The organism is Prochlorococcus sp. MIT 1303, assembly GCF_001631965.1.
GTDB lineage: Bacteria > Cyanobacteriota > Cyanobacteriia > PCC-6307 > Cyanobiaceae > Prochlorococcus > Prochlorococcus marinus_D.
Genome location: NZ_LVHK01000043.1, coordinates 162,777 through 176,233 on the forward strand (window position 1 = coordinate 162,777; position 13,457 = coordinate 176,233).

Below are 13,457 nucleotides of genomic sequence, written 5' to 3' on the forward strand. Positions count from 1 at the left end.
TGGTCCTTTACTCAACGCGTCAAACGACGAAAGGTTTTCTTGCCCACTTGCAGCACCTTGCCCATCAGCAGGCTGGAGTCAGTGAATTCCAAATTGGGATCGGTAATTTTTTCGCCATCCAGACGTACCGCACCACCCTTGATTTGACGCCGAGCCTCGCTACTGCTCGCACAAAGGCCAATCGCACTAAGCAGATAAAAGGCCTTGGCCGGAAAATTCACATCCGAAAGCAAAGCTTCTGGCACAGATGCCGCATCATCTTGAGAGCCGGAAACCAATCTGGCTGCATCATTCTGGGCGGCTTCAGCCGCCGCGATGCCATGACGGCTGGCCGTGACCGCAAGGGCCATGGCCTTCTGCCGTTCACGCGGATTGACAGGTAAAGCTTCAGGATCGAGATCGGTAAGCAAAACCACGTAACTGCTTACAAGGGCATCAGGAACCTTCTCCAACTTGGAATACATGGAAAGGGGGTCCTCATTCAGTCCCACAGTGTTAGAGAGGCTCTTGCTCATCTTCTGCACCCCATCCAGGCCAGCCAGAATTGGGAGTAGGAGCCCAAACTGGGGGCGCTGATCGAAATGACGCTGAAGATCTCGCCCCATCGCGACATTGAATTTCTGATCAGTCCCACCAAGTTCAACATCTGCCTGCACCGCTACCGAGTCGTAACCCTGCAAGAGGGGATAAAGAAACTCATGCAGAGCTATCGGAACACCTGAGCCATAACGATTGCCAAAGTCTTCTTTAGCCAGCATTTGCCCAACCGTGGCAGTGCCCAACAAACCAATCACCTCGGGCAAATCCAAGTCAGCCAACCACTCAGTATTACGTCGCACTTCCAGGCGCCCAGGGGTTGTGAAATCGAGCAGCGCTTTTTCCGCTGACTGCCCCTGACCCAGCTGGGAAAGATAGGTCGTCGCATTGGCCTCAATCTGCTCAGAGGTGAGCTGCACTCTGGTGCTGCTCTTGCCGGTTGGGTCACCGATTCGTGCAGTGAAATCGCCAATAATCAACACTGCTGTATGCCCCGCATCCTGAAAAGCTCTCAGTTTGCGAAACAGGATGCTGTGTCCCAGATGGATATCACGACCAGTGGGATCAATACCAAGTTTGACCCTCAGGGGTCGGTTTTGTTCTCGAGCCTCATCAAGACGAGTCGCAAGTTGCTGATCAGCATCCCCCCATTGGCCTGAAGGGAACAAGTCAACCATGCCCCGCTCCAACCAGGCCGGCATGGTGATCGGCGTCTCCGGCATCGTTAGAGGATCTCTAGCTGAGCGGATCGTACGGGTAGCGAGTCAGCCAGTCATCACTTTCATCGAGAGTCCTGCTCAAGCTCTCTCTTCATCCGGGTCAAGGTTTGATTCATCTGCTCAAACATCTGTTCAGGCGTCATCCCGAACTGGCCCAACTGAGTGCGCAGCTGTTCAACAGTCATCTTTGCTTGAAAATCCTCGGAGAGCTCAAAACGCTTCATAAACACGCGATAGCGCTGCATCAACTCCTCCATGGTGTCGATGAACTTTTTTTTACCCTCCCGATCAAACTTTCCATATTCAGAACCGAGTTGCATCAACTGTTGATAGTCGGTGAACAGCCGCTTGGCCTCCTCCTGAACAATCTCCGATTCAAAGAAGGCCATGAACGCCCTGGGCTTGTTGGTTGGAATTGTGCAAAATTCTCGACGTCAGAAACAGTGCGGATCAACGTAATCTCCACAATGAGGCTCTAACCGCTCCTGTTACCTGGTTGCAACCAGTGGACATCACTCCCCGGATCTCTTCTCTCCAGAAAACAAGTCAACAAAGCCATCCCCTACTACGTCGCAGTCGGACTGTTGTCGCCACAGCCGATCGCGTCTTAATCACAAGTTGGGTGGGCTGGTTTGATTGTCTGGGTCCCCTAGTGGGCGCTGCAACCGGTGAGGACGAGACCCTCAGTTGCCTGAAAAGCTCTAATGCAGATCTCCTGATCTGCACGGATCTACTGGAGAGCGGGAATGGCCCAAGCCTGGTCCGTAAAGCAAAACAGCTCAAGCCTGATCTCAAGGCCCTGATGCTGATTCAACGACCTGTCTTACGCACCCTGCTAGATGCAATCGAAGCCCATTGTGATGGCCTCTGTGCCCATGAGCTCGTCGGTAGTGGCACCCTGCTGGCAGCTCTAAGCGCAATCGAAAGCGATGGAACCTACTTAGACAGTGTGGTTGCAGGAGTTTTACGTCACGGTCGTCTCGGCAATGGCAAGAGCAGCAGCCAAATCGACAACCTCAGCTTGCGCGAGGGAGATGTGCTTCGAGGAATCTGTAAAGGGATGAGCAATCAGAACATTGCCGATGAGCTCTATCTCTCGATCGATACGGTCAAGAGCCATCTGCACAACCTGCTGCAAAAATTGCCAGCACGAGATCGCACCCATGCTGTGGTGGTGGCTTTTCGTGATGGGCTGGTGGAGTTACCTCAAAGACTGCCACGTTGGCAATAACGCTGCCTTCACTGACTCGGTAACGTCCGCCTGAATGAGCGATCCCCAAAGGGTGATTGGCATCTTGCACTTTGAGCCAACAAGCGCAGCTCCAAAGCTTCCGCAAAGGTGATCAATCGATGGAAACCGCGCGTGGTCAGGGCCACCTATTCCCAAACCAAGTTCTATCCACAGGGCTCACCCCCCGCCAGGAGCTCATTCTTAGCCGCGACCTTTTACAAAACTGGCAGAGGCGCATTCAAGGCCATCAAGCCGATCTCTTCCAAGGAGAGCCAGACATCGCTCGGCAGAGCTCGCTGTTTGGTAGCGATCACGAAACAGTCATCGACCAATTGAAGCCCCTGCAGCTCACCCCTCTCCCCCTGAGCTTCTGGCGCTGGCCTAACAGCCCTCACCATGGCCCAGCCGTTTATCTGGTGATGGACCGCCCAGCAGACCTCACCACTCCTTTATTGCTTTATGTGGGCGAAACGATTGCTGCAGATCGCCGCTGGAAGGGCGAGCATGATTGCAAGGCTTACCTGGCGGCCTATGCCGAAGCCCTTGCCAAGGCAGGACTACCAAGCCAGCTCAGCATCCGTTTTTGGAGCGATGTTCCCGAGAGCACCAAGGCCCGTCGACAGCTCGAGCAACAACTGATCCAGCGCTGGCTGCCACCGTTCAACAAAGAAACAAGAGCTCGCTGGAGCACCCCGTTCACAGCTGAATGCAGCTAAACGGCACGGCTAACATCGCGCCACCTCATCAACATCCCATGGAGATTTGCCTTTTTCCAGCAACCTTGCAGAGCTGGACTGGCGATGTGCTCATGGTGGGCATGTTTGAGGGAAAGATGGAGGAACGTTTAAACGAGCTGGAAACACTCTGCAAAGGCTCTCTGATGCAGAGCCTTGAGAAGCAGATGTTCAAAGGCAAATCCGGAGAAATCGCCACCGTTCAACTGCTCCAAAACAAGCCAAACCTGCTGGTGCTCGTAGGGCTCGGAGAACCCCAGAACACGAGGCTTGACGACCTTCGCAAGGCGGCTGCCTTGGGAGCGAAAGCAAGCCTCGGATGCAGTGGAACCCTGGGGATGATGCTCCCCTGGGAGCCCTTGGATGGGGCATCTGCCGCAAGGGCCGTCGCAGAAGCCGTTCGCCTTTCCCTCTATAAAGACCTCCGCTTTCGCAGTGCTCCTGAGCCCCGCTCTACGCCAACAAAACTGGAGCTCATTGGTCTGCCCGACTCAGCCGGCAAAGATCTTCAAGCCGTTCACCCCACCTGTGCGGGAGTGGAACTAGCAAGGCAGCTGGTTGCGGCTCCTGCCAACAGTCTTACCCCTGCGGCCCTCGCCCAAACAGCGATTCAACTTGCCCACGAACACGGCCTCGAGTGCACTGTGCTGGAGCGGTCTGACTGCGCCGAACGGGAAATGGGTGCCTACCTAGCTGTCTCTCAAGGTTCTGATCTGGAGCCAAAATTCATTCACCTCACCTATCGCCCTCAAGGACCAGTGCAACGACGAGTGGCCCTTGTAGGCAAGGGACTGACCTTTGATTCCGGTGGATACAACCTCAAGGTTGGAGCTGCCCAGATCGATCTGATGAAGTTCGACATGGGCGGCAGCGCAGCTGTACTTGGAGCCGCCCGAGCGATTGCAGAACTGCGACCCAAGGGAGTGGAAGTGCATGTGATCGTGGCAGCCTGCGAAAACATGGTGAATGGATCCGCTGTCCATCCAGGAGACATCGTGCGGGCCTCAAACGGCACGACCATCGAGATCAACAACACCGATGCCGAAGGGCGTCTAACCCTTGCCGATGCACTGGTATACACCTGCGGACTCGAACCAGACGCAATCGTGGATTTAGCAACCCTTACAGGGGCTTGCGTTATCGCACTTGGCGAAGAGATCGCTGGCCTTTGGACAAGTCATGATCCCCTGGCTGAGGGCCTAACCGCTGCCGCAGAGGCGGCCGGCGAAGGCCTTTGGCGCATGCCATTGCCAAGCTCCTATCGAGAGGGTCTCAAATCCAACCTCGCTGACCTCAAGAACACAGGACCTCGTCCTGGCGGATCCATTACCGCGGCCCTTTTCCTCAAAGAGTTTGTTGAAGCCTCCATCCCATGGGCCCACATCGACATCGCCGGAACGGTCTGGTCTGAAAAGGGCCGTGGCCTCAATCCATCTGGTGCCACCGGCTACGGGGTTCGCACTTTGGTGAATTGGATTTGTAGTCAGTCTTGAGTCAAGAGGCTTTGCATTCAACTCAGCAAAAAATGAGCTGAAGAAGGAATCACAACACGAGTACAACGTTGATCGCTCAAGGTCGCGCAGGGTTGGCAATGCTCATCCCTGGAGCTAGCAACCTATGCAAAAAATTGATCAGCAAAGAGTTTTCGCTTGCTTGATCAGAATCGGGACCCTGAATTTTGATGCGGGATATTGAACTGGCTTGAATGACGAAAGGCCTTGACCTGGTATTCGATAGCGATCTCATCAAAGAAGCTTTGAGCATCAAAGCCAAAGGGAGAGGGAAAGACCGCCTAACTCATGAGGCTGCAACATTCATCACCCCATTCCTGGCATGAATCCGCTCTGAAAGCGAAAGGGTCTTGGGGCATTCCAACGCATGAATCTGCCAACGTGCTCGTTCAGAAAAAGACTCCAAAACCCTTTCCAAGTCATCGGAAGCCTGCTGCGGAGAAGGATACGGGCCAACATGCCGAGTCACTAGTCCATCCTTAACGGTCAGCAGATACATACATCTCCTACTTAAATCTCCAGTAGATGTTAAGCAGCTTTTTCAGCAGTAGGGATGGGTGGAAACCCGCATCTTCACTGCGCACTACCCGATTTCAAAGGTCATCCTGATTTTATTTTTTCCTTAGATTTGCTTGATCTGGGCGCTGCCATGGCAAGCCGGTTCGTGCGTTGTCACCCCATAGCTGATCTAGCCGACGGTCGCGGCCACAGCTGTATCGATAGAAGTTGTATTTGATGCTATTGAGCTCCGCGTAATTCTGGTGGTAATCCTCAGCCAGCCAGAATTCGCTTAAAGGTTTGATCTCAACTCTCAGATTGCTCATGGGCTCGGCCAGCTCCAAAGCCGCAGCATCAGCACTCTCACGAGCCTCGCTGGCCTGCTGATCATCTCGGGTGAAGATCACAGGTCGATAGGAGTCGCCTTGATCACAAAATTGGCCATCACCATCAAGAGGGTCAACATTGCGCCAATAGCTGCGTAGTAGCTCTGCATAGCTGATTTGAGCAGCATCAAATCGCACCCGTACGGCCTCTTGATGACCTGTGGTCTTAGAGCTGACCTGGCTGTAGGTGGGGCGCGGCAAATCACCACCTGTGTAACCACTCTCAGCAGAAATCACACCGGTTAATCCCTCCAGATCATGCTCAAGACACCAGAAGCAGCCCCCGGCAAAAACGGCTTCCTCGACTGACGCCAAAACTTGAAGCGGCAAGCCAAGTAAGGAAACACAGAGAAAGATGGCAATCCACCATCTCCTCAAAGGTCGAAACGTTGTCTTCATGTCTTTGTTAAATCAAGGATTTCCTTGGCTGCCCTATCGGTAACACCTGGAACGCCAAGCGTCTGCCGCAATCGCCGATAGCCCTCGAGCATCTCATTACGCTGGGCAGGATCCTCCAATAAAGGGATAGCGGCCTGCACAAGTGCTTCTGCAGTCAACTCATCCTGTAGTAATTCCGGCACAAGCCGTTCCTTCAGCAACAGATTCACCGGCGAGATATGGTCCACCCGAAAGCGCAAAAAGTGTCGAGCCACAAATGCTGTGATCCGACTCACCTTGTAGCCCACCACCTGAGGAACGCCACGCAAGGCCAGTTCCATATTGACGGTGCCTGATTTGCCGAGGGCAAGATCAGCCGCCGCATAAAGCATTGGTTTGAGTTCATCGGTCTGCTGAGCCGAAAGGACTCGCCCTCGAACTGCCGCTGCCTCAAGAGCCTCCTGCAAAGACGTCTCAAAACTTGCTAATCCTGCAGGAACAATTACCTCAAGGGATGGGTCACGCTGCTGCAGCAAAGCTGCTGCCTTGGCGAGAGTGGGCATCAAGTAACGAAGTTCCTGTTGCCGGGAAGCCGGTAAAAGCAACAACAATCTTTGGCCAGGCTTCAAGCCAAGCCGCTCACGCGCCAGCTGACGATCAGGCAGCACACTCACCGTATCGAGTAAAGGATGACCGACCCACGTCACCTTGGCCCCCCGCTGGGCATAGAACTCTGCTTCAACGGGAAAGATCGCCAAAATTCTGTCGGTGAAACTCAGCAGCTGAGTCGTGCCGCCATCGCCAAAACGCCAAGCCCATTCCTGAGGAGCGATGTAGTAAATGATCGGCACCCTGGGAAACCAGCGCCGCAACTTGTGCCCCAAACGCACGTTGGCCCCCATGTAATCGATCAGCACCACGGCATCGGGTGGTCGCTGCTTGAGCACGTGATCCACTCGAGACTGAAGTCGCAAAGTGGGGAGGACCAGAGGCAGGGCCTCCCAAAGTCCAATCGCACCCATCGGAGCCGTATCAGCAAGCAGTTCTGCACCAGAAGCCTGCATGCGGGGACCTCCAAGGGCCATCAACTCAAGCGGTAATGAACGCCGTTCAACCTCCTTTTGGAGAGCTTGAATCAAGAGACTTCCCTGCAAATCACCAGAGACCTCGCCAGTGCTGATCAGCAGGCGCACCATCAGCGACTCAATGACATCGCAGGCATAGGACCGCGACGTCCCTTCTCAATCGAGGCCTCCAGAAAGGCACAGAGGTGTGCAGCCGCTGGCATCAACTGCTCTTGTCGAGCAAGCCGCAACCCCTCAACAAAGACATGATCAGATCGAAACAGCAGATTCCAAATCTCCTGCAACTGGCCAAGCTCTCCTCCCTCTTGAGTCTTCAGACCACTGCGCCGCAGGCCAACGCGATTAAGACCCCTCAATCGACCTGGATGCCCTTCGGCGAGGCAGTACGGGGGTACATCGCGATCAACCCTTGTCATGCCTCCAACCATGGCAAGACTGCCAATGTGAACGAATTGGTGAATTCCCAAGCAGCCGCCGATCACGGCCCGGTCTTCGACCACGACATGACCAGCCACTTGTATTCCATTCGACATCACAATCCCATTGCCCAGCTCACAGTTGTGACCAAGGTGGCAATAGGCCATCAACAAGTTGTGATCACCGATCCTGGTCTGTTCACCTTCCTCCGTGGCCCGGTTGATGGTGACGTATTCCCTAATTGTGTTGGCATCGCCAATCACCACCTCTGTGGGTGCGCCGCGATACTTGAGGTCCTGTGGCTCAAGACCAAGGCATGCACCAGGGAAAACCCGGTTATTGGCACCAAGGGTCAAACGGCCATCGAGCACCACATGGGGACCAATCCAGGTATCAGGACCAATCTTCACGTCAGGTCCAATCACTGCTCCCGGCCCAACAATGACGCCGGAAGCGAGCTCAGCACGAGGATCCACCACAGCCGCAGGGTGAACCTGAGCCTTTTTTTCGGCAGTGATCGCTGAGAGTTTGCGCACCTCGCTCATGATCCTCAGTCCACCAAGGAAAACATCAACTCACCAGAGCAAACCAGCTGGCCCTCCACCCTGGCTTCCCCCCTGACTTTGCCAAAGCGCTGCCGCTTCAAGCTAAGCAGCTCGCAGCTAATCGTGAGCTGATCTCCTGGCACAACCGGACGGCGAAAACGAACTGCATCGATACCTGCAAACACGAATAACCCCTTGGGCAGATCGGGCATCTGGGCCACGATCAAACCACCCACCTGGGCCATCGCCTCAACAATCAAGACCCCAGGCATCAAAGGACGACCAGGGAAATGACCCTGGAACTGAGGTTCATTGAGGGTCACATTTTTGATCGCAACAGCCCGCTGGCCAGGTTCATGGAGCACAACACGATCAACCAGAGCGAACGGATAACGATGAGGCAGCAGCCCCATGATCTGCTCACTTGTCAACACAGCAGTATTAGGAGAGGGATCGGTCAAGAGACAGTCACAGGACAGACGGCAAGGAGAGCATTCGCCAGATCGTTATGGAGTCCATGGGACCCCCGATAGACGAGAACCTGAGCCTGAGGGAATCCCACAAGAGCAAGGTCTCCTATCAAGTCCAAGAGCTTATGGCGCACTGGTTCATCAGCAAATCGCAGTGGAGGATTCAACCAATGATCACCATCACAAACCAAGGCATTGTCTAGGGCCCCCCCCTGGATGAGGCCCGCCGCCAAGAGCTGATCCACCTGTTCGCGAAACCCAAATGTTCTCGCCGGAGCAATCTGTTCAGTAAACCCCTCTGGAGTGAGCTCAATCGCCAGCATCTGATGACCAATAGCAGCTTGTGGGAAATCAATCACACCAACAACATTGAAGCGTTCGGCAGGTGTCGCTGTGATCACACTGCTACCGCGATGACACACCAAAGCACGCTCAAGCACGAGCGGATCGGCACGAGGGGTTGCAGCAGGAGTAAGGCCCACCTCTGCTATCGCCTCCACCCAGCCCAGAGCTGAACCATCAAGAAGCGGTATTTCCTCACCACCGACCTGGATCTCCACATGGGTCAAGCCACAGCCCGCCAAGGCCGCAAGTAGATGTTCCACCGTGCCTAAATGGCGGTCGCCCAGTTCCAAAGTGGTGCAAAGCTGACTATTGCGAACCTGATGTGGCCCCAAAGTGACTGGTGGGTCGCTGTTGTCCAGCCAGGAGACATGAAAGCCAACTTGCGCCGAAGGCTGTAAACGCACTTCGGCGACCTCCCCACCATGAAGCCCAATCCCTCGTCTTGAGACAGCTCCGCCTAGGGTCCAAGCACGGTCATAACTCGTGGGCCAAAAAGCCACTAGAACTTCCAGCCAACCCCGAGATTAAAGCGCCACTCATCGGTGAAATCCTGTGTTGCCACCTCAAGGCGCAATGGCCCTACTGGAGTGGTAACAATCAGACCAGAACCGATCGAAAAACCAGAACCAGGCTTGTCGAGAAGTTTGCCTGGCTTACCAGGAACATTCTCTTGGGAACCTAAGTCAGTACCGCCATCAACGAAAACCTCACCAGAAACGATATTCCAAATCGGGAATCGATATTCAATCGTCGCTTCAACAAAGCTTCGTCCTACAGATAAATCACAATCACTCCAACCTCTTACGGAATTAGATCCACCAAGACAGAAAGCTTCATAAGGAGGCAGATCGCCTAAAACTGTGCCTGCCTTAACCTGAAAAGCAAGGGCCTGAGGACAATTTTCCGGTTCCCCTGGCTTAGGACGGCAGCCCTTGGCAAGTTTCAACCAATTAACTGGAATGAAATGTGTATAGCTAGTCCGAAGACGGTTAAAGGTCGGTGAATGCTCCCCAACAGATACAAATTGCTCAGTGCCGAAACTAAAGAAGTTGCCAGAAGTTGGATTACGAGGATCATTCAAATTATTATAAGTAGCCGCAACTCTTACACCAAGAAGATTGTTTTCATCTGCACAATCAAAGGCGATACAAATCACATCATCATCAGGCACACGGTCATCCTTAATGTCATCATTTGCCACACCATAAGGACGGCTTTCGCCAGAGAAGTTGATCGGTCTGACCTTCTGAATATTCAAGCCAGCCAAGACATTCCATGGTGCTTTCTTGTATGGATCACCACCATTAAGAGGTCTTGCGAAAATTATATTGCCACCAATTCTTTGCAAAGCAACAGAATTCCCTTCATAGTCAAACCAACTAGCATTTGAGTCTGCGTTCTCTGCATCAGAAACTGAATCAAATTTCCTTCCCGCAGGATTATTCTTTTCATCTATATCATATGCGTAACTAGAACCACCATCATAGTAATCTTTAAGGGTGCGAATATTGCCATTATTTTGGCTCTGAAAAACTTGCGGCACCTCACGACTTAAAAATAAAGAGGTACGAAATGACGTACGGTGAGCATCACCCTTAATCCATGGATCCGTAAATGAAATGCTTCCTAAGCCTCCATACTGACCGTAGGTAATGTTCAATGCCATATTCCAGGCACGACCAAGAAGATTGCTGTCTTGAAGTTGTATCTGGCCAAAAACACCCTGACTCTGGCTATAACCCAGACCACCTGACAACGAACCGGTGGACTGCTCAACAATGCCAAGAATGATTGTCACATTGCCAGGTTCACCAGCAACCGGTTTCAAGGTGACTTTGACATCACTGAAAAGAGATGTGCCATAGAGACGCTTAATATCAGCCTCAAGCTGATTTCGATTAAACACTTCGCCAGGCTTGATTGATATCTCTCGTGTAATCACCCAGGGCTTGGTCTTGCCATTAATCGGCTCACCCTTCTCATCGGTGGAATCACCTTCCTTATTGAGGAACTGCACTTCCACCCCTGCCACCGTGCCCTGGATCACCTTGAGCTGCACCACTCCCTGTGGAGAAACGCGCGTGGGCCCGGTGACCCGAGCCAGGGAATAGCCCTCGTTTGCGTACCACTGCTGCAACTCCTTCATACGAGCCTGCAGTTCATTGAGATTGAGAGTCCTGCCGTAGTCGGGGCTGAATGTTTCCTCAATCACAGATTCAGAAAGCTCAACATCAGGTGGATCAAGTTCCACTTTGGTGAGCAATGGATTGGGCTGCACCTGCACCACGAGCTGAACCCCTAAAGGGCCGTCACTCGGCTCAATGCGCACATCAGAGAACCAGCCCGTTGCGTAAATCGCATCGAGATCACGTTTGAGCTCATCTCGAGTCACACGACTACCGGGACGCACAACCATGGCGTCATAAGCGGCGAGTTCTACACGCTCTTGCTCCGGATGGCCTGCAATCCCTTCGATGATCACCTCGGTGATCAAGACACGAGGCTCCTCAGGCAGCTGTTCAGATGCGTTGAGAGGCAGCTCTTGCTGCTCAGCAGGGGTGACCTGAATCTGCTCGACCTCCAGGCTTTGCTCGACGACGCCTTCAGGAGTGGCCACCTCGTCCACCTGAACATCATCGTTGACCAAGATCTCCGTGGCTGGGGGCTGAGTGTCCTGCTCGGGTGTCTGAGCGCGCGCAGGAGCAGCAAGAAGCGGCAAGGCCAGAACCAGGCCAAATGCACCTCGCCGCAAGGCATCCGAGGGTCCGCTAGATAGGAAGCTGGCCATGGGTGATAGGAATCCGGCTACAAAGCCGCCAAATGTGCGCTGACATTACCTGCAGTTGAAGGGATTAGCTCATACCCCTTGGACCCGTTTGAGGATCTCCCCGTAGGCTTCAATCACTCCACCAAGGTCCTGGCGGAAGCGATCCTTATCGAGGATGCGGGCCTGGGGATCGCTATTTCGATGGTCCCAAAGCCTGCAGGTATCAGGACTGATTTCATCCGCCACCAGCAGAGTGCCTGCTCTGTTGAGTCCAAGTTCGAGCTTGAAGTCCACCAACAACAGGTCCAAGCTCTCAAAAAATGACAGCAACAGCTGATTCACCCGACGGGCCAACTGTTCGATCTCTAAACGCTGCTGCGAACTGATCAATCCAAGCAGCTGCAGCCTTGATTCGCTCAGCAGGGGATCTCCCAAATTGTCGTCCTTGTAGTAGAGGTCCAACAAAGCGGGCGAAAGCTCAGTACCGGCCTCAATCGGCGTTTGTTGACAAAGCGATCCAGTCGCCACGTTGCGAATCACAACCTCCAGGGGAATCACATCAACATGCTGAACAAGCATCCAGGTTTCGGCGGCCAGGCCGAGGTAGTGGGTGGGCACACCCTCGCGCTCAAGCATCTCGAACAGTCGTGCCGAGATCTGACAGTTCAGTCGCCCCTTGCCCTCGAGTTCAGCCCGTTTGAGTGCATTAAACGCCGTGGCGTCATTCTTGAACTCCACCAACACACGATCGGGCTGATCCGCAGCGAAGACCCTTTTGGCCTTGCCCTCATAGAGCAGAGGGCCGTGATCTGGCGTCATTTGAATTCTGATGGAACTGAAAAAGGAGGCGCACTTTGATGCGCTTCAACAGCAGCATGGCCGCCAGGCTGACGCGGCGAGCGCAGCTCTTGCTCTAGCAAAGTTGCAGCATCCTGCTGATCTAGATCCCCCCGAACCAACTCCCACAGGGTGTAGCGATCATCGAGGCGATTAGCGAGACGCTCTAGACGCTGTCGGGGCCTTAAGCCGTCACCACCCGCTGCTAAATCGAACTTCAATTGCAATCGCAGCAAGTCTTCTGCCAGCCCCCAAGCTTGATCTGCAGCCGCCTGGTCAAGGGCTGATTCCAACAGTGATGAGTGCTGATCGTTGCCTAGACCTTGAAGCAACTCAGCGGCCAGAGCAAGACGGCGGGCCCCCAATGCGTCACGCTCACGGCCAGCCAACAGCACCATGACCGCCTCAGCCGAACGATCCATGGAAAGCTCATGTTCCACCAAGAGATCAAGAGCAGCGCGTGTCAGCGGCAGGCCATCATCTCCATAGCCAACGGTGAGCTGCTCAAAATTCAAGGCCGTGAGATCGCCATTTGCCAGGCGTCGCAGAGCAAGGGCCGCCTGGGCATGATCCAAAGATGCGTTGGCCGCCTGCCAGGAGAGCAGCAACCAAGCGCGACGCTGACTGCCTGGCGCTGGGCTGATACGACTGAGCACCGTCTGCGTGCTAGCTGGAGCCTTGCAGACCATCAGCGCTTCAGCATTGGCGATCACAACCTCAAAGGGTTGAGGTGCAGGAGCAATGTCGATCAGGCGATTACGAAGTTCCTGCAGACGCAAGTTCAAGCCAAACAGGGCTGCGTCAGCACAAGCTGTGTTGAGCTCTGGTATCGCCCCATCGAGCAACACTTGCCGATAGACCAGTTCAGCCATGGGCTCCCTAGCAGGAGCACGGAGGTCAGTCGCAGAATTAAGAGGCGCAGCCTGACTGACGGCAGCCAGCAGCAGCACAGTCAGCGGCAGCGAATGAATCCCCATGGAGTTGAGTCGTTCAACAA

General features: G+C 54.0%; 14 protein-coding genes. 3 read left to right on the top strand and 11 right to left on the bottom strand.

The genetic code is table 11. The features are described from left to right. Positions 1 to 11: 11 nt before the first annotated feature. A complete protein-coding gene (gene tyrS, locus PMIT1303_RS08780; RefSeq protein WP_063398385.1) occupies positions 12 to 1,259 on the bottom strand; it encodes a tyrosine--tRNA ligase in 1,248 nt (415 codons plus the stop codon). 59 nt (positions 1,260 to 1,318) lie between these two features. After that, complete coding sequence (locus tag PMIT1303_RS08785; RefSeq protein ID WP_063398386.1) at positions 1,319 to 1,645, bottom strand: DUF1825 family protein; 327 nt, start codon at positions 1,643 to 1,645, stop codon at positions 1,319 to 1,321. Between the two features lie 116 nt (positions 1,646 to 1,761). Between PMIT1303_RS08785 and PMIT1303_RS08790 the strand changes: the two genes are divergently transcribed. From PMIT1303_RS08790 to PMIT1303_RS08800, 3 genes are all read left to right on the top strand, one after another. Beyond that, a complete protein-coding gene (locus PMIT1303_RS08790; protein ID WP_063398463.1) occupies positions 1,762 to 2,487 on the top strand; it encodes a response regulator transcription factor in 726 nt (241 codons plus the stop codon). Positions 2,488 to 2,606: 119 nt separating this feature from the next. Beyond that, positions 2,607 to 3,203: a GIY-YIG nuclease family protein gene (locus PMIT1303_RS08795; RefSeq protein ID WP_156486990.1), complete on the top strand. Its 597-nt coding sequence runs from the start codon at positions 2,607 to 2,609 to the stop codon at positions 3,201 to 3,203. 38 nt (positions 3,204 to 3,241) lie between these two features. Then, a complete protein-coding gene (locus PMIT1303_RS08800; RefSeq protein ID WP_063398464.1) occupies positions 3,242 to 4,714 on the top strand; it encodes a leucyl aminopeptidase in 1,473 nt (490 codons plus the stop codon). Between the two features lie 304 nt (positions 4,715 to 5,018). On the opposite strand, the gene PMIT1303_RS12940 is transcribed toward PMIT1303_RS08800, so the two are convergent. From PMIT1303_RS12940 to PMIT1303_RS08840, 9 genes are all read right to left on the bottom strand, one after another. Then, the gene (locus tag PMIT1303_RS12940; RefSeq protein ID WP_074159227.1) at positions 5,019 to 5,231 is read right to left on the bottom strand and encodes a hypothetical protein; all 213 of its coding nucleotides are present in this window, start codon (positions 5,229 to 5,231) and stop codon (positions 5,019 to 5,021) included. 112 nt (positions 5,232 to 5,343) lie between these two features. Beyond that, positions 5,344 to 6,015, bottom strand: coding sequence for a peptide-methionine (S)-S-oxide reductase MsrA (gene msrA, locus PMIT1303_RS08805; protein WP_063398387.1), 672 nt, complete (start codon positions 6,013 to 6,015; stop codon positions 5,344 to 5,346). Then, positions 6,012 to 7,190, bottom strand: a complete 1,179-nt coding sequence (lpxB, locus tag PMIT1303_RS08810; protein ID WP_063398388.1) for a lipid-A-disaccharide synthase — start codon at positions 7,188 to 7,190, stop codon at positions 6,012 to 6,014. The genes msrA and lpxB overlap by 4 nt, the downstream gene beginning before the upstream one ends. Further along, positions 7,190 to 8,041, bottom strand: a complete 852-nt coding sequence (gene lpxA / locus PMIT1303_RS08815) for an acyl-ACP--UDP-N-acetylglucosamine O-acyltransferase (protein ID WP_063398389.1) — start codon at positions 8,039 to 8,041, stop codon at positions 7,190 to 7,192. The genes lpxB and lpxA overlap by 1 nt, the downstream gene beginning before the upstream one ends. A gap of 5 nt (positions 8,042 to 8,046) precedes the next feature. Then, entirely contained in the window at positions 8,047 to 8,502 is a 456-nt protein-coding gene (fabZ, locus tag PMIT1303_RS08820) for a 3-hydroxyacyl-ACP dehydratase FabZ (RefSeq protein ID WP_197459805.1), read from the bottom strand. Further along, entirely contained in the window at positions 8,499 to 9,356 is an 858-nt protein-coding gene (lpxC, locus tag PMIT1303_RS08825) for a UDP-3-O-acyl-N-acetylglucosamine deacetylase (RefSeq protein ID WP_063398390.1), read from the bottom strand. Before lpxC ends, fabZ begins: the two co-directional genes overlap by 4 nt. Beyond that, entirely contained in the window at positions 9,356 to 11,644 is a 2,289-nt protein-coding gene (locus tag PMIT1303_RS08830; protein WP_063398391.1) for a BamA/TamA family outer membrane protein, read from the bottom strand. The genes lpxC and PMIT1303_RS08830 overlap by 1 nt, the downstream gene beginning before the upstream one ends. Positions 11,645 to 11,713: 69 nt before the next feature. Then, positions 11,714 to 12,442 carry a phosphoribosylaminoimidazolesuccinocarboxamide synthase gene (purC, locus tag PMIT1303_RS08835; protein ID WP_063398392.1) on the bottom strand — a complete coding sequence of 243 codons (729 nt, stop codon included), beginning with the start codon at positions 12,440 to 12,442 and terminating at the stop codon, positions 11,714 to 11,716. Then, positions 12,439 to 13,437: a hypothetical protein gene (locus tag PMIT1303_RS08840; protein ID WP_063398465.1), complete on the bottom strand. Its 999-nt coding sequence runs from the start codon at positions 13,435 to 13,437 to the stop codon at positions 12,439 to 12,441. Before PMIT1303_RS08840 ends, purC begins: the two co-directional genes overlap by 4 nt. Positions 13,438 to 13,457 lie beyond the last annotated feature (20 nt).